The 22287-nt window shown below is 73.2% G+C and carries 22 protein-coding genes; 18 read left to right on the forward strand and 4 right to left on the reverse strand.

The window, feature by feature from the left end; all coding sequences use genetic code 11:
• Positions 1-140: 140 nt before the first annotated feature.
• Entirely contained in the window at positions 141-2126 is a 1986-nt protein-coding gene (locus GXP74_RS12100) for a discoidin domain-containing protein (protein WP_182451485.1), read from the forward strand.
• A gap of 21 nt (positions 2127-2147) precedes the next feature.
• On the opposite strand, the gene GXP74_RS12105 is transcribed toward GXP74_RS12100, so the two are convergent.
• From GXP74_RS12105 to GXP74_RS12115, 3 genes are all read right to left on the reverse strand, one after another.
• Complete coding sequence (locus GXP74_RS12105; RefSeq protein WP_182451486.1) at positions 2148-2909, reverse strand: peptidyl-tRNA hydrolase; 762 nt, start codon at positions 2907-2909, stop codon at positions 2148-2150.
• Positions 2910-2962: 53 nt separating this feature from the next.
• On the reverse strand, positions 2963-3385 hold the full coding sequence (locus GXP74_RS12110) for an XRE family transcriptional regulator (RefSeq protein WP_182451487.1): 423 nt from the start codon (positions 3383-3385) through the stop codon (positions 2963-2965).
• A 153-nt stretch (positions 3386-3538) separates the two neighbouring features.
• On the reverse strand, positions 3539-4942 hold the full coding sequence (locus tag GXP74_RS12115; protein ID WP_182451488.1) for a hypothetical protein: 1404 nt from the start codon (positions 4940-4942) through the stop codon (positions 3539-3541).
• A gap of 393 nt (positions 4943-5335) precedes the next feature.
• Between GXP74_RS12115 and GXP74_RS12120 the strand changes: the two genes are divergently transcribed.
• The 17 genes from GXP74_RS12120 to GXP74_RS12200 all read left to right on the forward strand — a co-directional run bounded on the left by GXP74_RS12120 (position 5336) and on the right by GXP74_RS12200 (position 22005).
• Positions 5336-6121 carry a hypothetical protein gene (locus GXP74_RS12120; RefSeq protein ID WP_182451489.1) on the forward strand — a complete coding sequence of 262 codons (786 nt, stop codon included), beginning with the start codon at positions 5336-5338 and terminating at the stop codon, positions 6119-6121.
• Between the two features lie 47 nt (positions 6122-6168).
• Positions 6169-6543 (forward strand): roadblock/LC7 domain-containing protein, encoded by a 375-nt coding sequence (locus tag GXP74_RS12125; protein ID WP_225447871.1) that lies wholly within the window; start codon positions 6169-6171, stop codon positions 6541-6543.
• 108 nt (positions 6544-6651) lie between these two features.
• Positions 6652-7536: a hypothetical protein gene (locus tag GXP74_RS12130; RefSeq protein WP_182451491.1), complete on the forward strand. Its 885-nt coding sequence runs from the start codon at positions 6652-6654 to the stop codon at positions 7534-7536.
• Positions 7533-8099 carry a hypothetical protein gene (locus GXP74_RS12135; protein WP_182451492.1) on the forward strand — a complete coding sequence of 189 codons (567 nt, stop codon included), beginning with the start codon at positions 7533-7535 and terminating at the stop codon, positions 8097-8099. The genes GXP74_RS12130 and GXP74_RS12135 overlap by 4 nt, the downstream gene beginning before the upstream one ends.
• Positions 8093-9046 carry a hypothetical protein gene (locus tag GXP74_RS12140; RefSeq protein ID WP_182451493.1) on the forward strand — a complete coding sequence of 318 codons (954 nt, stop codon included), beginning with the start codon at positions 8093-8095 and terminating at the stop codon, positions 9044-9046. The genes GXP74_RS12135 and GXP74_RS12140 overlap by 7 nt, the downstream gene beginning before the upstream one ends.
• Positions 9043-9729, forward strand: a complete 687-nt coding sequence (locus GXP74_RS12145; RefSeq protein WP_182451494.1) for an SAF domain-containing protein — start codon at positions 9043-9045, stop codon at positions 9727-9729. Before GXP74_RS12140 ends, GXP74_RS12145 begins: the two co-directional genes overlap by 4 nt.
• A gap of 1 nt (position 9730) precedes the next feature.
• Complete coding sequence (locus GXP74_RS12150; protein WP_182451495.1) at positions 9731-10774, forward strand: hypothetical protein; 1044 nt, start codon at positions 9731-9733, stop codon at positions 10772-10774.
• Positions 10764-12386, forward strand: coding sequence for a CpaF family protein (locus tag GXP74_RS12155; protein ID WP_182451496.1), 1623 nt, complete (start codon positions 10764-10766; stop codon positions 12384-12386). The genes GXP74_RS12150 and GXP74_RS12155 overlap by 11 nt, the downstream gene beginning before the upstream one ends.
• Positions 12383-13321, forward strand: coding sequence for a type II secretion system F family protein (locus GXP74_RS12160; protein WP_182451497.1), 939 nt, complete (start codon positions 12383-12385; stop codon positions 13319-13321). The genes GXP74_RS12155 and GXP74_RS12160 overlap by 4 nt, the downstream gene beginning before the upstream one ends.
• Positions 13321-14208, forward strand: coding sequence for a type II secretion system F family protein (locus tag GXP74_RS12165; protein ID WP_182451498.1), 888 nt, complete (start codon positions 13321-13323; stop codon positions 14206-14208). The genes GXP74_RS12160 and GXP74_RS12165 overlap by 1 nt, the downstream gene beginning before the upstream one ends.
• A 40-nt stretch (positions 14209-14248) precedes the next feature.
• Positions 14249-14524: a hypothetical protein gene (locus tag GXP74_RS12170; protein ID WP_182451499.1), complete on the forward strand. Its 276-nt coding sequence runs from the start codon at positions 14249-14251 to the stop codon at positions 14522-14524.
• Positions 14521-14940 carry a TadE/TadG family type IV pilus assembly protein gene (locus tag GXP74_RS12175; RefSeq protein ID WP_182451500.1) on the forward strand — a complete coding sequence of 140 codons (420 nt, stop codon included), beginning with the start codon at positions 14521-14523 and terminating at the stop codon, positions 14938-14940. Before GXP74_RS12170 ends, GXP74_RS12175 begins: the two co-directional genes overlap by 4 nt.
• Positions 14928-15359, forward strand: coding sequence for a TadE/TadG family type IV pilus assembly protein (locus GXP74_RS12180; RefSeq protein ID WP_182451501.1), 432 nt, complete (start codon positions 14928-14930; stop codon positions 15357-15359). Before GXP74_RS12175 ends, GXP74_RS12180 begins: the two co-directional genes overlap by 13 nt.
• A 67-nt stretch (positions 15360-15426) precedes the next feature.
• Entirely contained in the window at positions 15427-15903 is a 477-nt protein-coding gene (locus GXP74_RS12185) for a hypothetical protein (RefSeq protein ID WP_182451502.1), read from the forward strand.
• Positions 15904-15959: 56 nt separating this feature from the next.
• Positions 15960-19643, forward strand: coding sequence for a LysM peptidoglycan-binding domain-containing protein (locus GXP74_RS12190; RefSeq protein WP_182451503.1), 3684 nt, complete (start codon positions 15960-15962; stop codon positions 19641-19643).
• Positions 19644-19676: 33 nt separating this feature from the next.
• Positions 19677-20825 carry a LysM peptidoglycan-binding domain-containing protein gene (locus GXP74_RS41810; RefSeq protein ID WP_182451504.1) on the forward strand — a complete coding sequence of 383 codons (1149 nt, stop codon included), beginning with the start codon at positions 19677-19679 and terminating at the stop codon, positions 20823-20825.
• A 13-nt stretch (positions 20826-20838) separates the two neighbouring features.
• A complete protein-coding gene (locus GXP74_RS12200; RefSeq protein WP_182451505.1) occupies positions 20839-22005 on the forward strand; it encodes a peptidoglycan DD-metalloendopeptidase family protein in 1167 nt (388 codons plus the stop codon).
• A 26-nt stretch (positions 22006-22031) separates the two neighbouring features.
• Here the strand turns inward: GXP74_RS12200 and GXP74_RS12205 are convergent, their stop codons facing one another.
• Positions 22032-22274 (reverse strand): hypothetical protein, encoded by a 243-nt coding sequence (locus tag GXP74_RS12205; protein ID WP_182451506.1) that lies wholly within the window; start codon positions 22272-22274, stop codon positions 22032-22034.
• Positions 22275-22287: the final 13 nt, after the last annotated feature.

Raw genomic sequence — 22287 nt, forward strand, 5'->3', positions numbered from 1 at the left:
GTCCTCAACTGCCCCTGTGGCGGCTTCCGTTGAACGTGTCACCGCGCGCGGCAGGCGTCCGCTCTCGATGCGCACAGTGACCAGGCGGGTCTGGTTCCGGCTGCCCGGAATCCGCCCGCCGTTCAGGAGGAGTAGTCCTTATGGGAGTCTCGCGTCGCAGCTTCATCACCACCGTGCTGGCCGGATCGGCGCTCAGCGCCATCCCCGCCACCGCCCACGCCCGGGCGGCGGCGCCGACCGCCGCCGCCGCGCTCAACCCGGCGGCCAGCGCCCCGGGCGACGTGGTCGGCAAGATCACCGTCGGCTACCAGGGCTGGTTCGCCTGTATCGGCGACGGCGCGCCCATCGACGGCTGGTGGCACTGGAGTCAGGACTGGTCGCAGGCGCCCTCGCCGAGCAACAACGCGATCAAGGCCTGGCCGGACATGACCGAGTTCAGCACCGGCTACCAGACCGGCTACGCCGCGCTCAACAGCGGCGGGCCCGCCACGCTGTTCTCCTCGTACGACCAGCAGACGGTGAACACGCACTTCCTGTGGATGCAGCAGAACGGCTGCGACACCGCCGCGTTGCAGCGCTTCAACCCGAACAGCAGCGAGGGTCCGACCCGGGACGCGATGGCGGCCAAGGTGCGTACCGCCGCCGAGGGCAACGACCGCAAGTTCTACATCATGTACGACGTCACCGGCTGGACGAACATGCAGACGGAGATCAAGGCCGACTGGACCGCCAAGATGTCCGCCCTGACCGCCTCCTCCGCCTACGCCGTGCAGAACGGCAAGCCGGTGGTCGGTATCTGGGGGTTCGGCTTCAACGACGCCAACCACCCCTGGAGCGCCGCCGACTGCCTCGACGTGGTCACCTGGTTCCAGAGCCAGGGCTGCTACGTGATGGGCGGGGTGCCCCGGGAGTGGCTCACCGGCGTCGGCGGCTCCCGCGCGGGCTACCTGGACGTCTACCACGCCTTCAACATGATCTCGCCGTGGATGGTCGGCGCGATCGGCGACATCGCCGACTCCGACGCGGTGTACCAGCAGTTCAACGTCCCGGACCAGGCCGACTGCAACGCCCACGGGATCGACTACCAGCCCTGCGTGCTGCCCGGCGACGTCTCCGCCAACCAGCGGGTGCACGGCGACTTCATGTGGCACCAGTTCTACAACATGGTCCGGGTGGGCGCGCAGGGCATCTACATATCGATGTTCGACGAGTTCGGCGAGGGCAACCAGATCGCCAAGACCACCCCGACCACCGCCACCGTCCCGGCCAACTCCGGCCTGCTGGCGCTGGACGAGGACGGCACGGCCTGCTCCTCGGACTACTACCTGCGACTCACCGCGGACGGCGGGCGGATGCTCAAGGGGCAGTTGGCGCTGACCGCGACCCGGCCCACCGCGCCGGTGCTGTCCGGCGGCGACACCCAGCCGCCGAGCGTACCCACCGGACTGCGGGCCACCGCCGAGACCGCCGGCAGCGTCGCGCTGTCCTGGACGGCCTCCACCGACAACGTCGCGGTCGCCGGGTACCACGTCTACCAGGTCACCGGCTCCGGCAGCACACTGCTCGGCAGTACCGCGGCGACCGCGTACACCGCGACCGGACTTGCCGCGTCCACTTCGTACACCTTCAGCGTGAGCGCCTATGACGCCGCCGGAAATGCCTCGGCGGCCTCCGCCACAGTAAACGTTTCTACCACCGGCGCCGCCAATGCAAACCTGGCACTCAACCAGCCGACGTCGGCCAGTGGCTATACCCAGAACTATGTCCCGGCTAACGCGGTGGACGGAAACAGCAGCAGTTACTGGGAGAGCACCGACAACGCGTTTCCGCAGTGGCTCCAGGTGGATCTCGGTTCCGCCGTGGGCGTCTCCAGGATCGTGCTCGACCTGCCGCCGCAGACCGCCTGGGCCACCCGCACCCAGACGCTCTCGGTCCTCGGCGGCACCGACGGCTCGACCTTCGCCACCGTGGTCGGCTCGGCCGGGTACACCTTCAACCCGGCCACCGGCAACACGGTGACCATCACCTTCGGCAGCACCCAGGTGCGGTACCTGCGGCTGGACTTCACCGGCAACTCCGGCTGGCCGGCCGGCCAGGTGTCGGAGTTCCAGGTCTACAGTTCCTGACCGTCTACAGTCCCTGACCTTCTACGGTCCCTGACCTTCTACGGTCCCTGACCGGGGCCGCAGCGCCGGATGGTCGGCGACGACCGTGCAGGAGCCCGGGGCGATCTCGGTGAAGCCGGCGTCGCGGACCGTGGGCAGGCCCGCGGCGGTCAGCGCGGACCACCGCTCCGGGCTCGCGGTGCGCACCGCGAGCGCGAAGCCGGTCTCCCGCCAGGCCTCGCGGTCCGCGTCCGCCAGCGCCCACCAGGCCAGTTGCGCCCCGTGCCCGGCCTGGGCCATGGACTTGCCGGTGGACATCGGGACCTGCGGGTTGAACCAGAGCACCGGCAACAGCGGGTCGGGCCGGGCGGGCGGCTCCGGGTCGTCCAGCTCGGTGCCGGAGACCTGGAGCTTCAGCAGCTCCTTCGGCCAGCCGTCCAACGGCACCGGCGGGAACACCCGTACCTCGGTGGAGGTGCCGGTGACCGTGATCCCCGGCAGCTCCGCCGCCCGCCGCCACTCCGAGCCCCGGGCGCGGCGGACCACTTTGCGGATCCGGGCGTCCTGCCAGGCGTGGACGCGCTCGGCCCACTCGCCGTCCGCCGCCGTCGTCCGCGGGTCGGACAGCAGCGCGAGCACCGCCCGGGCGGCGGTCTCCAGCGCGTCGGTGTGCGCGGGCGGATCGGTCCGCTCGATCCGGACCACCAGCGGCAGCACCGACTGGGGGGCACTGTCGCGTTCGTCCGCGCTGTCCTGGGCGCGGTCGTCCGCGCGGTCGGCGAAGGGGCTGCTGGTACTGGTCACCGCACCAGTCTGGCAGGCCCCCCGGGCCCCGGCCGCCCCACGCCGAACGGGCGCTACGCCGGAACGTCCCCGGCCGCGATCAGGCAGCGCTCCACGCCCGCTATCACGTCCGCCAGCTCCTCCGGCGGCAGCCGGGCGGCGCGCAGCGCGAGATGCCGGACGTGCTCACTGCGCAGCGCGGCCAGCAGGGCCAGCTCCTGGTCGGTCTCCTCGGCCGTTTCCGGATCGGTCAGATAGCGCGCCGGGACCCCGAAGAACTCGCAGATGGCGGCGGCGCGGCTGTCCGGCAGGTGGCGCCGCTGCCCGCTGCGCAACTCGCCCAGGTACTTGGCGGAGATCACCGTGCGTCCGGTCGCGCTGATCGCTTCGGCGACCTCCTGGGTGCCGTACGCGGGGCGGTGCGGGGGGTGTGCTACCGAGAAGAGATGGTTCAGTCGTGCGGCCAACTCGTCCTGCTGCCTTGGCTGCTGATGCATGGCTGCCCCCTGGGCTGTGCGGTGCTCTGGGTGGTGGCGGCCCAGTATGTACCGGGAATCGCAGTCATTGGGACGACGGTAGGCCCGTGGCATATGCGCTTCCGGGAATGACCAGTTCACCGCAGTCGATCAGTCAAAATATCGACAATTTCTTCACATCATCGTGGTCTGCTGCCGACTTGTCGCCTTGGCGACCCGGCTGATCACGGCCGCCATCCGCGGCGACCCGGCATGGTGCTGCAAGTCGCCGACCACCCGCCGCAGGGCGGCGGTGACCGCGCTCGACTGGATGCCGTCGGCCTGGAGCAGGGCGGCTTCGGCCTGCTCACAGGCCTCCTCCGGGTTGCCCTGTAGGGCCAGGGCGGCGGCCAGCTGTAGTCGGATCACCACCGAGTCGCGGACCCGGTCGGCCGGGATCGCGGCCAGTGCCTGCTCGGCGCGGCGCCGGGCACCGGCCGCGTTGCCGAGCGCGAGCGCGCACTGCGCCGCGCTCTGGGCGACCAGCCCGTGGTCGTAGTGCTCCAGCCAGGCCGGGTCGGGCGGGCCGGAGGGCTTGCCGACTCCGCGCTCGGCCTTGGCCGTCGCCGCCCGCGCCGGTACCGGGTTGTCCAACTGGGCGTGCACCCGCGCCTCCACCGCGTGCAGCCCGGCGCGGGCCCGCGGCCCGTGGTCGCCGGTGGCCGTCAGCGCGGCACTGACGTACGTCAGTGCGATCTGCGGCGCGTCGGCCAGCAGTGCCTGCTCCGCCAGCAGCCCCACCACGTAGGCCCCCAGCAACTGGTCGTCGGCCTGGTGCGCCATGCTCAGCGCCAGCACGGCGTACCGGCTGGCCAGTCCGGGCAGGTCGGCGTCGAAGGTGTAGCGGGCGATGCCGTAGGCGCACTGCGCCGCCGCACTGAACAGCTCCCGCCCGGTCGGCCCGGTGTAGTGCGCGCCCAGCAGCGGGATCACACCCACCCGCAGGAACTCCACGGCGGGCAGCCGGGCGACCACGCCGCCGCTGCGCCGGTCGATCTGGTCGAACGCGCCCATGGTGCTGCGCACCCGGTCGATGTCGCCGGAGGTGACCGGGCGTCCGGGCTGGTGCCGGGCCGGGGCGTTCGGCGGGGGTACCACCAGCCAGCGCAGTACCGCCGGGGCGAGCACGGTCAGCGGAGCGGTCGGCTGGGCGCGGTCCAGTGACTCGGACTGGCCGCACAGGGCGTGGCCGGCGGCCAGGATCTCGGCGGGGGAGGAGGCGAACTCCAGCATCCCCTGGGCGGAGGGGATCCGACCCTGGGAGTCCATGCCGACGTCCGACAGTGAGAGCCCCCGGCCGAGCCTGCGCGACAGCGCCTCGGCGATGAACTGCGGCGGCACCGCGCGGCTGGCGTGCCCCTCGCGCCAGCGGCGGACGTGGTTGTGATCGCAGGCGAGGGTGTGTCCATGGTGGGCGGCGATCGCCCGGACTTCGCGGGCAAAGGCCATGTTGGAGAGTTTGGCCTCGTCCAGTAGGCCGCTGAGCTGGATATTCGGGGTCGGCTCGTGATCGGGCCGTGGATCCGCGTTACGGCTCATGTACGGAAATGTAATGGTCCGGGATCGCACGTGTCGGGCGAATGGGCATTCTGGAACCCGGGAAATGCGCGTGTTCTGCGCGGGCTTGTGACAAGTACGCGTCCTTGTGAGCGCTGTTGGGCGGTGTCCAATGTCTGATTCCCTTCATTCGCACGACGCCTGGGGGTGCTGTAGAGGCGCGTGCTATCAGCAGTGCCGAAGGAGCCGGCAAGGCGAGGGGAGGGGAGCCATGCGTCAGGTCACCCGGCTACGAGCCGGGCTTGTCATGCTCTCCACAAGTGGAGTAGTTGATTCCGGAGCAATCGGTCGACCCCGGTGTCGGCCTTCGTCCCGGCCCTCCGGCGCGGCCGCGGACCGCGCCGACCGGCAGGACCTCGGCGCCGGGGAACCCCGTTGACGCCGCTGGCCGACGCGGCAGCCGTGGTACTGGCCGCAGGCACCCTGTCCAGTCTGGTCACCACACCGCTCTGGCTCCGCTCCCGGCACCACGCGGCGGCACTCGGCCGCGAGCTGGCGGCGAACGCGGCCGAGAACCAGGCGCGGGCGGCCGAGACCCGGCACCTGATCGAGGTGCGGATTCCGGCCATGCTCGCCCGCCTCACCTTCCCGCACCTGCCGGTGCCCGGCCTGCTGCACCCGCAGTTCACCGGCAGCGCGCTGGACGCCGACCACCACGCCCTACTCGAACAGGTGGCCTCGGTGGCGGCGCAGGCGCAGCCGCGCCCGGTCGAACAGTCCACCGCCGCCGACTGGTTCGAGCCCCGGCACCGGGCCCCGGGCGCGGCCCGCAGCGCCCCGTACCTGGCGCCGCAGCCGCCGACACCGCAGTCGCCGCCGTCGCCGCGGCACGCGACGTCGCAGCCGTCGCAACCGGAGTCCGGATGGGTCCGCCGCCGTCCCGACCCGCCGTCGGCCCCGGGGGCCGAGCCGCGGCCGCATCCGCAGCCGCACTCGTTCTCGGAGCGGATGTCCGAGCCGGTGTCCGAGCGGATGCCCGAGCCGATGCCGGAAGCGGCGCCGGAACCCGCGCCGCCCGCCTCCGGCCTGCACGGCAGCAGCGCCGTCTGGAGCGCCTTCCAGAGCGGCACCGAGTCCGGCCGCGCCGCCGTCGAGCACCACTTCGCCGACCGTGCCAGGGACGCCCACCACTTCGAGAGCCACCACGAGGGGAGTCTCTGATGGCCTACGCGCCGAGCAGAGCCGATGTGCACGAGGACGCGTCATGGGTGCTTGACCCCCTGCTCGGCCTGGAGGGTGTGGTGCACGGCCTGGTGGTGACCTCCGACGGGATGGTCTGGGGCGCGTCCGCCAGCCTGCGGCGCGAGGCCGCCGAGGGCGCCTCGGCGATGATGTCGGCGCTCCAGGGCGCCGCCCGCGCGCTCTCCTCCGCGCTCAGTGGCGACCCGGCGGCGCTGGTCCGGCAGATCGTGGTGGAGACCGGCGACGGCTTCGTGTTCGCCCTGCCCGCGGGCCACCACTCGGTGCTCACCCTGTACACCACCCGCGAGGTCGACATGGGCAAGGTCACCTACGAGATGCAGTGCCAGGTCGCCTTGCTGGCCGGGATGTTACTCCGCCGCCAGACCCACGCACTCGACTAGCGCGCCGCCGCCCGGACCCGCGTCCGACCACACACGACCCACCCGCCCCCGATCACGCAGGACCCGACCGAGACCGACCCGGCCGAGGCAGGAAGGGAGGAGCAGCCGATGGACAGTACCGGTACCGCGAGCTTCGGCTGGCGCGCCCCCGACGCCGACGACCGGACGGCCGCGCCGAGCCGACAGGTCGCCCCGCCGCACCGGATCGTGCTGCTGCTCCCCACCAGTGCCGCCCGCACCCGGCTCAGCCCGGAGCGGTACGTCTCCCGGCTGGCGGCGATGAGCATCGCCCTGCCCACCGGCCTGTTCGACGGCCCCACCCAGTGCCGGGTGGCCACCCCGGACGGCCGTGACGCCGACAGTCTGCTGGCCGGTCTGAAGACCGCCGCCGACGCCGCCGCGCGCAGCCTGATCGTCTACGCCACTGGGCAGTTGGCGCTCGGTGGCGACGAACAGCTGTACCTCACCGCGCCCGGGCTGCCGTTGCGGCTGGCGCACCTGCTCGGCGTGCGCTGGGAGTGGATCACCCACGCGATCGGCCGCGCGGCGGCTCCGGCCAGGCTGCTCATGGTCGACGTCGAGGCCGAGGCGCGGGCCTGGGAACTGCTCACCGAGGCCGCTCCGGAACAGGTCGGCACCGGCACCGACCGGCTGCTGGCCGACGGTGCGTCACTGTGGGGCCAGATCCGGCCGATCGCCGGCTGGCGCGGCCGAGGCGGACCGGGCGAGCACTGCTGGGCGGAGGCGGTCACCGCGCAACTGCGGGACGGGCTGCCGGGAGCGCCCGCGGTGCTCACACCGGAGGCGCTGCACCACTCCTCCACGTACCAGCCGGAGGGCACGGTGCTCACCCTGGCCCGGTTCGCCCCGGGGACGGGGTCGGTGCACCTGCGAAACCGGGCCGCGGGCCGCGGAGTTCTCCCCGTGGACGCCCTCCCCGCCGCGCTCCGGGACGCGCTGCGCCGTAACAGGGGCGAGGAGGACCAAAAATGATGACCCGTCAATTGCGGCGTGGGCTGCCGCCGGTGATCTGCGCGCTGTTCGCGCTCACCGGCTGCGCCCAGTCCGGCCAGGTCGCGCAGGTCGGCTCGGCCCCGCCCGCGGCCGACTCGCCGACCGCGAGCCCGACACCGGATCCGGCGCAGGCCGCGACCACGGAGATCCTCGCCATCTACACCGGCATGCGCCAGGCGCAGGTCACCGCCGAGGACAGCGGCACCATGCAGAACGTCTCCCTCGGCGACTACGCCGCCGGGACGGCGCTGATCTCGATCACCTCCGGTGTCGGCCAGGACGCCGCCAACGGCTGGCGGATGGTCGGACTGCCGCAGCTGGACCCGAAGGTGACCGCCCTCGACCTGAACAGCCGACCGCCCACCGCCACGATCACCGACTGCATGAACGTCAGCGGCTGGCACATGGTCGACCAGTTCACCGGCAAGGACATCACCGCCCCCTCCACCCGGAGCAGCTTCCTCTCCGTCTCCCAGGCGCAACTGGGGCAGGACGGCTGGCGGATCACCGAAACCGAAGTGAACAGGAGCAAGCCGTGCTGACTCGACAGCTCATCTCCGGTCGGGCCGGGGCAGCGACGGTGACAGCGGCGTGCGCGCTGCTGTTCGGGGTGCTGGCCGCGCCCAGCGCCAGTGCCTCGGGTGGCGGCGGTGGCGGCGGCAGCTGCGACCCGGTTACCGGGGTCTGCACCATCAGCGCCTCCACCCCGCCGTCCTCCGGCAGCGGCGGTGGCGGTGGCGGTGGTAACAAGGGCGGCAAGCCCGTCTGTTCGTACCAGGGCAACCCGGTGTCCTGCATGCTGCCCGGCTACGGCGACTGGGACGGCGTCGCCTGCTACGACTCGCTGGACGATCCGCAGCCCCCGGCCAGCGCGACGGTCTGGTACGGCCACAACCCGGCCGACGGCGGGGCCATCTACTGGGAGTACTGCCCCTACACCGGCGGGGCGGCCGGGCAGGAGTACTACCTCGCCTACCTGCCCACCCCGCCGCCCGGGCAGCCCGCGCAGGAGAGCCCCGGTCAGATCGCGGCGGACATGCTCAAGACACTCAAGATCCCCGCGCTCACCATCGACTCGGCACCCAGCGCCCAGGGCAGGGGCCTGGTGGGGCTGCCGGTGTGGCTGTGGGCCACCAGCAAGCTGTCCATGCCCGACCTCTACGGCCGTGCGGGCAACGTCAAGGTGACGATGAAGGTCAGCCTCGGGCACATCACCTGGAACACCGGCGGCGGCGACTTCAGCTGCAACAACGTGACCACCGCGTACCAGGCGAGGGACGGCCTGGAGGCGCCGGTCTGCGGCTTCGCCTCCGGCTTCGCCACCAGCGGCCGGCACACCGTGACCGCGACCGCCCACTGGGGCGTCACCTGGCAGAGCAACATCGGGATCAGCCAGCCGGTACCGATACCGATGACGGCGGCGACGCAGATCACCCTCACCATCGACCAGGCGCAGGCCCTGAACGTAACGCCCCAGGAGACACCGTGACGACGACACTCCCACCGCTTCCCGGCGCGGCCACCGCCTCCGCTCCCGCGCCCCCGCGTGCCCCCCGGGCCCGGCGGCGCAGCCCCGCCGTACTCGCGCTCGCGGTCGCCCTGGTCGCGACCGGCGGGCTGGGCGGCGCGGTCCTCTACAACGCGACCGGTCAGCGCAGCGCGGTGCTCGCGCTCGCCCAGAACGTACCGGCCGGGCAGACGATTTCGGCCGGTGACCTGGTCGTGGCGCACATCTCGCTGGACCCGTCGCTGCAACCGGTGGGCGCGGCCAGCCTGGAGAACGTGGTCGGCATGCGGGCCACCGCCGACCTGATGCGCGGTCAGTTCCTGACCGCCACCGACGTCACCCACTCCTCGCTGGTGCAGGCCGGTGAGCAGGTGGTGGGTCTGCCCACCAAGGACACCCAGCTCCCGGCAGTCGCACTGCAACCGGGCGACAAGATCATGGTCGTCGCCACGGGCAGCGGCAGCGGTAGCTCGGACAGCGGTGGCACGACCCTCCCGGCGGTCGGCACGCAGACCGCGGCGACGGTGATCAGCATCGGCGACCAGGACAGCGACGGGACGACCGTGGTGGATGTGGCGCTGCCGCAGTCCCAGGCCTCGCTGTTGGCGGTGCTCGCCGCCTCGGGCGGGTTCACCGTGGTGTTCGCTCCGCAGGGGGGCGGCTGAGATGGCCCTGTTCGCAGTCGTCGGCGGCCACGGTGCTCCGGGCGCGACCGTCACCGCCCTGGCATTGCTGCACGCCTGGCCGTTGCAGGAAGGCCGGCGGGTGCTGCTCGCCGAGTGCGACCCGGACGGCGGGGTGATCCTCTCCGGTGCGCTGGAGGGCCGCCTGGACGCCAGCCGGGGCCTGGGCCAGCTCGGGGTCGCGGACCGGCAGGGCCAGCTCGCGCAGACCCTGATGACCCAGCTCACCGACGTCTCCCCGGGCGGTACCGCGGACCGGTTGCTGCTGCCCGGAGTGAGCGACCCGGCCCAGTACTCGGGCCTGGCCTACGTCTGGGAGCCGCTGGCGAACCTGCTGGTCGCCCTTGAGGGCCAGGGCGTGGACGTGCTGGTGGACCTCGGACGCTCCGGCGCCACCGGGCCCAGCGCGGTGCTCGCCCGGCGCGCCGACGCGGTGCTGGTGGTCGCCCGCTCCACGCTGCGTTCGCTGACCGCCGCCCACCCCCGGATCACGGCCCTGCGCGCCGACCTGGACACGCACGGCCGCGGCGCGGAGACCCTCGGCCTGGTCCTGGTCGAGCAGGGCCCGTACAAGGCGTCCGACGTCAGCGCCCAACTGGGCGCGCCGGTGGTCGGGTTGCTGCCGTACGCACCGGCCGTCGCCGAGGTGCTCTCCGACGGCGGCAACAGCCACGACCGGCGCTTCGTCCGCTCGCCACTGCTGCGCGCCTCGCGCACCGTCATTGACGAGGTGCGTTCCCAAGTCACGCGTCGCCGAGCGAAGCTGACCCAACATCAGTCAGGGGTTCCCTTGCTGACGGATGATCAGAACACGGCTCCGGCAACGGTTCCGGCCACCGGTCCGGTTCCCGCGTCGGCGCCGCTGCCGGGCCGGGGCCAGGGGCCGCAGCCCGGACCGATGAGCGGCCCCTACCCCGGGCCGGTGCCGCCCTCCCCGGCGGCCCCCAGGCCGATGCCGACCGCGCCGGTCCCCTCCGCCGGACCGACCGGTGAGCTGCGCCCGCAGGCGGTGAGCCATGCGCGCTAACCACCTGCCGCTGGCACCGATCACCCTGCCGCCGGTGCAGCAGCCCGAGCAGTCCGTACCGCAACAGCCGCAGCCGCAACAGCAGCAGCCGCAGCCCGGGGGGCGCCACGCCGGGACCGCCGCGCCGCCGCCGGGCTACGGCACCCCGCCCCCCGGCTACGGCACCCCGCCGTCGTCCCGGCTGCTGGCCGCGCCGTTGGCCCGGACCCAGCCGCAGTCCCGGCCGCCGCAGCCGCAGTCGCCGGTGGACTACGCCGCCGTCCGCCAGGTCCGCAAACTGGTCCAGGACGAGCTGCACGAGCAGTCGGCCGGGGACACCCCGGGCGACCAGGAGAGCCGCCGCCAGCGCGGCCGGGCCGTGATCGAGAGCGTGGTCGCCCGCTGGTCCGACGTCTACGCCCAGACCCACGGCCTGTCACCTACCCGGGAGATGGACCGGGCCCTCGCCGACGCGGTGTTCGACCTGATGTTCCGGGCCGGACGGCTCCAGCCCTACCTGGACGACGAACTCGTCGAGGACATCTACATCAACGGCTGCGACAACGTCTCCGTGCTCCGGGTCAACGAACCGCTGCGGCAGGTCCCGCCGATCGCCGACAGCGACGAGGAACTGGTGGAACTGCTCCAGGACCTGGCACGGCGGCACGGCGGCGGCGAGCGCTCGCTCTCCACCTCCAGCCCGAACCTGGCCATGCGACTGGACGGCGGGATGCGCGTCCAGGTGATGACCGGCGTCACCCCGAGGCCGTTCGTGACCATCCGCCGCCACCGGGTGGCCTCGGCCACCCTGGGCGACCTGGTCCGGCTCGGCAGCGTCGACTCCACCCTCGCCGCGTTCCTCTCGGCCTCGGTCAGGGCCCGCAAGCACATCCTGGTCACGGGGGTGCAGCGGGCCGGGAAGACCTCGCTGCTGCGGGCGCTGGCCGCCGAGATCCCGGCGGACGAGCGGGTGGCGACCATGGAGTCCGAGTACGAGCTCTGGCTGCACACCCTCGGCCACCTGCGGCAGGTGGTGCCGATCGAGGAGCGCCAGGGCAACGGCGAGCGGATCGACGGCCGTCCGTCGGGGGAGCTGACGCTGACCGAACTGATGCCCGCCGCGCTGCGGATGTCGCTGTCGCGGATCATCGTCGGCGAGGTCCGCTCCCGCGAGGTCATGCCGATGCTCCAGGCGATGACCAACGGTGTCGGCGGCATGGCCACCATGCACGCGCAGACCCCGTACATGGTGCCCGACCGCGTCGCCCAGCTGTGCGCCGAGTACGGGGCCAACATCAACGACGGCCTGGCCTACCGGCTGCTGGCCAACGGCGTGCACCTGATCGTGCACGTGTCGCTGGTCGACGAGACCCCGATCGGCGGCCGGGTGCACCGCTTCGTCTCGCACGTGCTGGAGCTCACCGGCATCGGCGAGAACGGCCGCCCGTCGGTGAACACCGTCTTCGGTCCGCACCAGAGCGGCGTCGAACCGCGCGCCGTCCCCAACACGCCCCCGGCCTGCCTGGACGACCTGCGCCGGGTCGGCTTCGACCCGGCGCTGCTGGACAACCCGTACGGCACCTGGGGCCGTCCGCTGGATCTGCGGGTCACCGGAAACGGGGCCCGGCGATGATCGACTACCTGCTGTCCGGTGTGGCCCTGGCCCTCGGCCTGGTCTGCCTGGTGCTCTTCTTCGTCGGCTCGCCCGACACCGCGCCCGGGGCGCCCAGCGCGACGGCGCTGCGCGCCCGCCGGTTCTGGTTCGGCACGATCGGGGTCCCGGCACCGGAGATGGTCCGCAAGCGCCGGATCCAACTGGTGCTCGCCGCCGTCGGCGGCCCGCTGGGGTGGCTGGCCACCGGCATCCCGCTGGCGGTGCTGATCGTACCCGCGCTGGTCTTCGTCATCCCCTGGTTCCTGGCGTCCACCAGCGCCCAGGACGGGCCGATCGTCCGGCTCGAAGCCCTGGCCGAGTGGACCCAGCGGCTCTCGGACCGGCTGGTCGCCGGCGGCGGCCTGGAGCAGGTGATCGGCACCAGCCGCAACACCGCGCCCGCCGCGCTGGAACACGAGATCACCGACCTGTCCGGCCGACTGCTGGCCCGCTGGCGGCTGGAGGACGCGCTGCGGGTGTTCGGCAACGAACTCGCCGACGCCACCGCGGACAAGGTCATCGCCGCGCTGGTGCTCCGCGCCAACGACCACGGCCCCGGCCTGGCCCAGGCCTTGGCCGACCTCGCCGCCTCGGTCCGTGAGGAGGTCCGCCAGCGCCGCGCCATCGAGGCGGACCGTGCCAAACACCGGGTCACCGTCCGCTGGCTGACCATGATGATCCTGGCGGTGGTCGTCGGCGGCGCGTTCGACACCTCCTACATCCGCCCCTACAAGACCCCGACCGGGGAGTTGGTGCTGGTCGTGATCGGCGCGGGGATGGTCGCGGTGGTGGCCTGGATGCAGTCCATGGCTGTCTCCCGCCCGGTGCCGCGCTTCCTCGAACCCGACCGGCGCAGCACGGTCAAGCTTCCGGAGCCGAGCACCACGCCGGTCCGCGAAACGGACGGTGAGTGATGACCGAACTGACCTGGCTGATCGTCGCCGGAGCCGTGGTCGGCCTCGGCTTGGCCCTGATGATCTCCCAACTCCGGCCCGCACCACCGGACCTGGGCACGGTGCTGGAGCGGATGCAAGCCCCCTCCGGTGTCGCCCGACCGGTCGCCGACGGTGGCTTCCTGGACCGCCTGGGCATGCCGCTGGTGGGCCTGCCCGGGGTACGCATCCCGCACCAGCAACTCGCGCTGACCGGACGCACCGCCAACAGGTTCATGGCGACCAAGGCGCTGTGCACCCTGATCGGCCTCGCCTTCCCGCCGTACGTCCAGCTGTTCGTGGTGCTGTTCGGCCTGCATCCGCCGCTGCTGCTTTCGGTCGGCGGCGCGCTGGCGCTGGCCGCGCTGCTGTGGTTCCTGCCCGACTGGACCCTGAAGGGCCAGGCCGAGGAGGCACGGACCGAGTACCTGCACGCCATCTCGGCCTACCTGGAGCTGGTGGCGATGGAGCGGGCCGCCGACCACGGCCCGGCCGAGTCGCTGCGCCGCGCCGCCACCGTCGGCCGCTCGCCGGTGTTCCGGCAGTTCGCGGCGGCGATGGAGAGCGCCGCGCTGGACCGGCAGCCGCCCTGGGTCGGCCTGACCGCCCTCGGTGAACGGCTCGGCCTGACCGCACTGACCGACCTGGCGGACATCATGCAGGTGTCCGGCACCGACGGCGCTTCCATCTACACCGCGCTGCGCGCCCGCGCCCACAATCTGCGCTCGGAACTGCTCTCGGCGGACCAGGCCAGGGCCACCGTCGAGTCCGAGCGCATGGTCATCCCGGGCACTGTCCTGGTGCTCCTGATGACCGTACTCATCGCCTACCCCGCCGTGACCGAGATGTTCGGTGGCGGCGGCATCTGACGAATGGAACCAACCCCGCACACGATGGAGGAGCAGAGGAATGAAGACCGTGAAGAACCAGCTGGACACGCTGGCGGACAGGTCGTTGGCACATCCAGAGGTGGTCATCGCAGCGAGCGCGTACTACAAGGTGACCGCGCGGGCTCGTGCGGCCCGCGAGGAAGGGGAGAAGGGGGCGGTCTCGATCGAGCAGGCGATCATCACCGTCGCGGTCATCGCCTTCGCGCTGCTCATCATGGCTGGGATCGCCACTGTGGTCCACAACCTGTCGGGGCAGATCAAGAACAACCCGGACCCGGTCGTCACCGTCAAGTGACGCATCGTCATCTGTCGCGTCCCCTCGCGGCCCTCGACCGGCTGCGGGGGGACGACGGCGGCACCACGTCCATCAGTTTCGCCCTGGTCTTCCCGGTCATCCTGGTGCTGGTCGTGCTGGTGGTGCAGGGCGCGCTGTGGTGGTGGGCGCGGACCGTGGCACTGACGGCCGCGCGGGACGGCGCGAGTGTGGCCCGCTCGTACCAGTCGGGCTACCACGACGGGGCGCACCGCGCCGACCAGATCCTGAGTGCGTACGGGGACGGCCTGACGGTCAGGCCGTCCAAGGAGGTGGCGGTGGCACCCAACGAGGTTCGGGTCACTGTCTTCGTCCGGGCGCAGTCGGTGTTGCCGTTGCTCGACGGACCGGAGATCACCATTGCCGTCACCAGCCCGAAGGAGGCATGGCTGCCGTGAAGCGAGGGCGAGTTGAGACCGAGCGCGGTTCGGTCGCGATCGAGGCGGCCATTCTCGTACCCGCCTTCATCGCGATCGTGGCGCTGGTCATCGCCTTCGGTCGGATCCAGACCGTGCAGGGCACGGTGACCGAGGCCACCAGGGACGCCGCCCGGGCGGCGTCGATGGCCCCACCGGCCGGCGCCGAAACCGCAGGAGTGCAGGCCGCACGGGCCACGCTCAGCGGCGCGGGGCTGAACTGCCCGGACCCGACGCTTCAGACGAACTTCGGTTCAGGAGTGGGCCGAGCGGGCACCGTCACTGCGACGATCAACTGCACGGTAGGGCTGACCACCATCCTGTGGGCGGGAGTTCCCGGCAGCGTGGAGATCAGCAGCAGCTTCACGGCCGTTGTCGACAGCTACCGCTCACAGCAATGACCAGAACAGGCACCACGTGTTCGCTACCGGAGGGAGCAGGGCGATGAGGCGGCTTCAGCACCGCGCCATGGCTGCGCTCCGTCGTCGCGTCACCGGCCACGACGGGCAGCGCGGCGCGCTGTCGTTGTTCGTGGCGATCACCGTCACCGGCATGGTCCTGGCGATCGCCCTCCTGGTCGACGCCAGCGGGCGTCTGAACGCCGGGGTCGAGGTGGACGAGTACGCCAACGAGGCTGCCCGTGCCGGGATCCAGCAGATCAACGCGGCGGACGCCGTCAACGGCAAGTCGATTCAGATCAACTGCAAAGCGGCCCAGGGGGCCGCCAGGAACTACCTGGCAACGCTGAAGATCTCCTCGATGACCTTGACCGGGAAGCCGGTCATCTCGTGCCTCGGGCCGAGGACTCTGGAAGTCTCCGTCACCGCCAGCTACTCGACCAAGATGCTCTCGATCATCGGTATCGACACCCTTGCGATCGGCGGCCACGGGGAAGCCACTCTCGTCACCGGCCAGCAGACGCCCGACCTGGAGCAGCAGCCATGACCAGAAACCGGGCCGCCGCGAGCCCACTCCCGCTCCCGCGCCCCAGATCGGGTCTGTTGACGACCCTGCTGCGGGCCACCCTCAGCCTGCTGTTGCTCGCCCTGCTGTTGCTCGCCCTGCCCGCCGGGCTGCTCTACGGCACGATGGTGCTCGCCGGGAACAACCCGTTGCCCGCGCACGAGAGCGTCTCCACCCTGCTCACCAGTCCGGACCAGGGGGGCCTGTTCGCCTGGGTGCTGGTGGCGGTCGGCTGGGTCGCCTGGGGTTGCTTCGCGGTCAGCGTGCTGGTGGAGATCCCGGCGCAACTGCGCGGCCGGATCCCCCGTCGCCTGCCCGCGCTGGGCTGGTCGCAGCGCACCGCCGCCGGGTTGATCGGCGCGATCTTCGCGCTGCTGCCGACCACCGGCGCGTTCGCCGCCACCACCGCTCCCGCGGTCGCGCCCACGGTGGCCAGCGCGCCGGCCCAGGTCGCCACGGCCTCGGTCGACCACCAGTCGGACAGCGCTACGGTCAGCGGGGTTGCCGACACCACCTACACGGTGCGGGCGACCCGCCCGGCGGAGTCGCTGTGGTCGATCGCCGAGTCGCAACTCGGCGGCGGTGAACGCTGGAAGGACATCGCCCGGCTCAACGAGGGCCGGGTCATGGACGCCCAGGGCCGGGTCTTCCACGCCGAGGGGACGATCCAACCCGGCTGGAAGCTCATCATGCCCTCCGATCACGCCCCTGCTCAGGCCCCGGCCGCCGCGCCGCACCCGGCCGCCGTGACCAGCGCCGCGATCACCGCCGCGCCGCAACAGGCCGCCGCGCCGCAACAGGCCGCCGCGCCGCAACCGGCCTCCGCGCCGCAACCGGCCATCGCCCCTCAGCCGACCGTCGCGCACGCCGCGATCACCGCCGCGCCCCAGGTCACCGTCCTGCCCGCAGCCGACATCGACGACGTGGCCGACGTCTCCGCCGCGCCCGCCGCCGCGCCCGGCGCCGCCCCCGGCGCGGTGGCGGCCCACAGCACCGACGTGGTCACCGTCCAGTCCGGGGACTCGCTCAGTGCGCTCGCCGAGGAGCACCACGTCCCCGGCGGCTGGCCCGCCCTCTACGCGGCCAACCGCACCGAGATCGGCCCCGACCCGGACCTGATCCACCCCGGCGAGCAGCTGGCGCTGCCCCCGGGCGTCGGCGGCGCGCCGGTCGCCACCGCCCCGACGCACCCCGGGTCGCCCCCGGCGCAGACCACCCCGCACCGGACCGCCCCGCCGAAGTCCGAGACGCCGCCCAAGACCAAGCCCACCGCCGCCCCGCGGTCCGGCGACAGCACGCCGACCGCCCACGCCACCGCCCCGGCCACCGAAGCCGCCGGAGCGCCGGTGACGCACCCCACCGACACCACCACCGTCCAGGCCCAGCCGTCGGGTTCGGCCACGCACCAGGACAGCGGCGACGACGACCTGATCCTGCTGCCCGCCATCGGCGTCGGCGGTCTGCTCGCCGCCGGTCTGCTCGGCGTGCTGCGCCGCAACCGGATCCTCCAGCAGCGCCGCCGCCCGCCGCGCCGCCGGATCCCCATGCCCACCATGGAGGAGCAGCAGTACGAGACGTACCTGCGGGCCATGGCCGACCCCTCCGGGCTCGACCTGCTCGACCGCACCATGCGGACCCTGGCGCTGACCTGCCTGACCCATGGCGGCCAACTGCCCGCGCTGGCGGCGGTGGCGCTGCGCCCGGGCGGCACCATCGACCTCTACCTGATCGAGCCCTCGTCCACCCCGGCCCCGGCGCCGTTCACCGCCTCGCCCAACGGACGCATGTGGCGCTGCCGCACCGCCGAGGCGGAACTGCTCTCCGCCGCCGAGGCCGCCGAGATCCCCGCGCCCTACCCGGCCCTGGTCACCCTCGGCCGCACCCCCGACAACGTGCAGGTGCTGGCGGATCTGGAGACGGTCCGCCACCTCCACCTGGACGGGACGCAGGAAGAGGTGGCCTCGGTCACCCGCGCCCTGGTCGCGGAACTCGCGGCCAGTCCGATAGCGGACCACCTGCGGCTGATCGTCCTCGGCAGCGCCGCCCCGCTGGTCGGCCGACTCGGCATCGACCGGGTCCGCACCCGGGACCAGCCGGAGGAAGCCCTGGCCGACCTGGTCGCCCACCGCAGCTCACTGGAACAGGCACTGGCGGAATGTCAGGTGTCGCATCCCAGGGACGCGCGGTCCCAGGGGGTGGCCACCGACACCTGGGTGTCGGTGCTGCTCTGCACCGACCAGGCCCTGAACCAGGACCAGTTGGACGAACTCGGCTGGGTGCTCGCCGGGCGCGAACACCGCTGCATCGCCGCGGTCACCCCGGCCGCGCCGGGTGCGGGCTGGCGCCTGGACGCCCGCCCCGGCCACTACCGCATCGCGGGCAACCTCCCGTTCGCGGTGGAACTCCAGCGGATGAGCGAGGCGGACTTCGCCTCCGCCCTGGGCGTCCTGGAGACCAGCCAACTGCCGCCGTCCGACCTGCCGCCCGAGTGGACCGGACACTTCCCCGACTCCACCCCGACCGCGCCGACCGAGCCCGCGGAACTCACCGAACTCACCGAACCCGCCGCGACCGCCGAGACCGCGGCGGAGACACCGGCCGCGGAGTCGGTCGAGGCCCCGGAGCGCTACCAGCTCGACCAGCGGGACGCTGAGGGCCCCGGCCTGCTGGAGGCCGACCTGCACGAGAACGACCCCTTCTACATCCCGGTCCTGGCCGCCAACGCCCAGGCAGCGGTGGGCGCGGACCCGACCTCGGTCACCGCCGTCCCGCTGATCGGCCCGGACGCCCCCGGTGCGCCCAGCCCGCTGTACTCCCCGCCGCCGGCGGTGCCGACCACCCCGGCCACACCGCCCGCGCCGGTCCGCCGGGTCGACCCACGGGTCATGCCGCTGACCGCCCTCACCCAGGGCTATGACATCAGCGCCCCGAGCCCCGCACAACGCGGCGGCGCCCCGTCGGCGGCGGGCCCCCGGGTACTGCTGCTCGGTCAGGTCCGGGTGATCGCCGTCAACGGCACCGCCGACCCCTCCCGGGTCAGCCAACTGACGGCACTGGCAGCTCTGCTGACGCTGCGTCCGGATCCGAACGCGCAGGACGTCGACGCGGTGCTGGCCCCAAGTCCCTTCTACGTCGCGCTTCCTGGCAGCAGCGCGGGCCAGGGATCGCTGCGCAGCCGGGCCTCCGCGTTCAGCAAGCTGCGGGACTGGCTCGGCCAGGCGCCCGACGGGACCCTCTGCCTGCCGCCCGCCGGTTGGCGCCTGCACCCGGCCGTCACCAGCGACTGGGCGGACTTCCAGCAGCTCTACCGGCAGGGCATGAACCAGCGCACCCCGGCCGCCGACGCGGCCCTGCGCCGCGCCCTGGACCTGGTCCGCGGCCGACCGTTCGACGCCGCGTACGGGCTCTACCCGTGGGCGGAGCCGTACCGGCAGGACATGATCTCGGCGATCATCGACGCCTCGCACGAACTCGCCAAGCGCCGCCTGGCGGGCGGCGACTACTCCGGTTGCGAGGCCGCCCTGCACAGCGGGCTCACCGCCGTCCCGGAGGCGGAGATCCTGCACCGGGGGCTGATGGTGCTGTACGCCACCACCGGCCAACGGGACCACCTGGCCGCCACCATCAACCAGCTCGCGCAGGTCAACGCCGCCCTCGGCTGCGACTTCTCCCCGGAGACGCTGGCCCTGATCGGCGATCTGACCGCCCACCCGACCCGCTGACCGCCACCGCACCACGAGCGAGAGGAGAGCCAGATGTCCACAGCCAGACACCGGCGTCCGCCGACCCCGGTGCTGACCCCGCAGCGGGCCGCGCTCGGAGCCCTGGCGGCGACCGGCGCGGGCGCGGCGCTGCCGCTGGCCGCCGCGGCCACCCCGGCCGCGGCGGCCGCGCCCGCCCACGCGGCCCACGCCGCCCCGGCGCACCCGGCCGCCGCGCACCCGGCCGGTGACCCCGCCGCCGGGGCCGTCCACGTGGTCCGGACCGGCGAGAACCTGACCGAGATCGCCGGGGCCCTCAGTGTGGGCGGCGGCTGGCCGTCGATCTACCAGCAGAACCGCGCGGTGATCGGCCCCGACCCGAACCTGATCCGGCCGGGCGAGCGGCTGCGCATCCCGATGACCCGCGCCACCACCACCCGGCCCGCGCCGACTCCGACCACCCCCGCTGCCCCGGTCGCGGTCGCCGCCTCCGCGCCCACCCGCACCTCCGCCCCGACCAGCGCGCCCGCGCGGACGACCGCCACCGCCACCCCGCTCGCCGCGCCCGCCCCACCCCGGACGTCCGCCCCCGCGCCGACCCCCACCCGCACCCCCACGCAGGCATCCGCCCCCACCCACGCCCCCGCACCCACCTACGCTGCCCCCGCGCCCGCCGCCCCCGCTCCCACCACCCCCGCCCCCGCGCCGACCACCCCCGCCCCCGCGCCGACCACCGCCGCCCCCGCGCCGACCTACGCCGCCCCCGCGCCCCCCGCGCCCGCGCCGACCTCCGCGCCCGGGCCCGTCGCCACCCCGCAGCCGACGACGCCTCCGGCACCCGCCGCGCCCACACCCCCGAGCGCCGCCGCCGCGATCTGGTACACCGCCCCCGACGGCACCCGCCAGTCCACCACCGTCCTGCCCAGCGCGGCCAACCCGCAGCGCGTCTTCTACTACGTCTCCACCCCGCCCGATCCGACCGGCCCGCTCCGGGTGGCCACCATCCCGGCGGGCGGCGGCAAGGACGGATACGGCGTCAGCTGGCAGCTCGCGCCGTCCGGCGAGACGTACCAGCCGGTGGTCGGCGTGTACTCGCAAGGTCCGTTCGGATTGTTCGGCCATGCCTCCTACGTCGTCGGACTGGCCCACGACCAACAGGTCTCACTCAACTGGACGAGTGCCGCGAACCTCACCTCACCCTGAAGGAGACCGCCCCATGGCAACCGGACAAGGGCGTCACCGCAGACCACCCGCGCCGACCAACGGCGGGGCCCTGGCCAAGGCCGCCGGGGTGACCGCCGTCGGCGCGGCGATACCCGTGCTGACCGCGGGCACCGCGCACGCCGCCGCGCCCAGCGTCTGGGAGAAGGTCGCCGCCTGCGAGTCCAGCGGCGACTGGTCAACGGCCACCGGGAACGGCTACTCCGGCGGTCTCCAGTTCTCCGCCTCCACCTGGAGCGCCTACGGTGGCGACCGGTACGCGCCCAGCGCGAACCTCGCCAGCGAGACCGAGCAGATCGCGATCGCGCAGCGGGTGCTACAGGCCCAGGGGCCGGGCGCCTGGCCGGTCTGCTCGGTCCGCGCGGGCCTCACCCGCGCCGACGGCGCCGGGACGACCCCGGCCCGCCCCGCGTCCGCCCCGAAGACCTCCGCCCCGAAGACCTCCGCGAAGAAGGCCACGGCCAAGAAGGCCCCCGCCAAGCCCGCCGCCGCGCAGAAGCGGAAGGCGACGGTCCACGCCCCGGCCAAGGCCGCCCGCCACACCGTGCGCGCGGGGGAGACGCTGTCCGGCGTCGCCCAGGAGCTGGGAGTCCCCGGTGGCTGGCAGCCGCTGTACGCGCAGAACCGATCCGTCATCGGCGCCGACCCGAACCTGATCCACCCGGGCGAACAGCTGAGCTGGACCGCGTCCGCCCCCGCGCCCGCGCCCGGCCTGCCGAAGTTCGGCCGCAGCATCATCCACCACCGGACCGGCGCCGTGGTCGCGCCGGTCGGTGGGCGGGTGACGGTCTCCGAGGCCTACGGCACCCCCGGCCCGTGGCTGGCCGGCCACCACACCGGTGTGGACCTGGCTGTCGCCGTCGGTACCCCGGTGCACGCGGTCGCGGCCGGGACGGTGGTCTTCGCGAGCTGGGGCGGTGACTACGGCAACCTGGTCAAGATCCGCCATGCCGACGGCGACTACACCCTCTACGCCCACCTGTCCCGGTTCGACGTCAGGGTCGGCCAGACCGTCGGCGCCGGGACCACCGTCGGGTGGTCCGGGGCGACCGGCAACGTCACCGGCCCGCACCTGCACTTCGAGGTGGACACGACCGAGCAGTACGGCTCCGACATCGACCCGGTCGGCTGGCTGAAGTCCCAGGGCGTGGCCCTGGCCTGACCCGGACCGCTCGGACCGCCCCCGGGTCAGGCCGTCGTGGTGCCGGAGTTCTCGTCCAGGATCCGCCGGGCGTCGGCCTCCACCTGGGTGGTCTCCGTCCGTACGTGGTACTTCTCCTCCAGCAGCTCCACCTGGGTCCAGGTCGCCACCGGCACGTGGGCGCCCACCGCGCGGCCGTCCCGGTCGTAGACCTGGGCCGTCAGCTCGCGGGCGGCGGCGTCCACCGCGGGGCGGACCCGGATGGTGTGGCCCTCGTATGCACTGTCCATGGGTCCAGCATCG

The sequence above is a fragment of the Streptacidiphilus sp. P02-A3a genome, assembly GCF_014084105.1.
Classification (GTDB): domain Bacteria; phylum Actinomycetota; class Actinomycetes; order Streptomycetales; family Streptomycetaceae; genus Streptacidiphilus.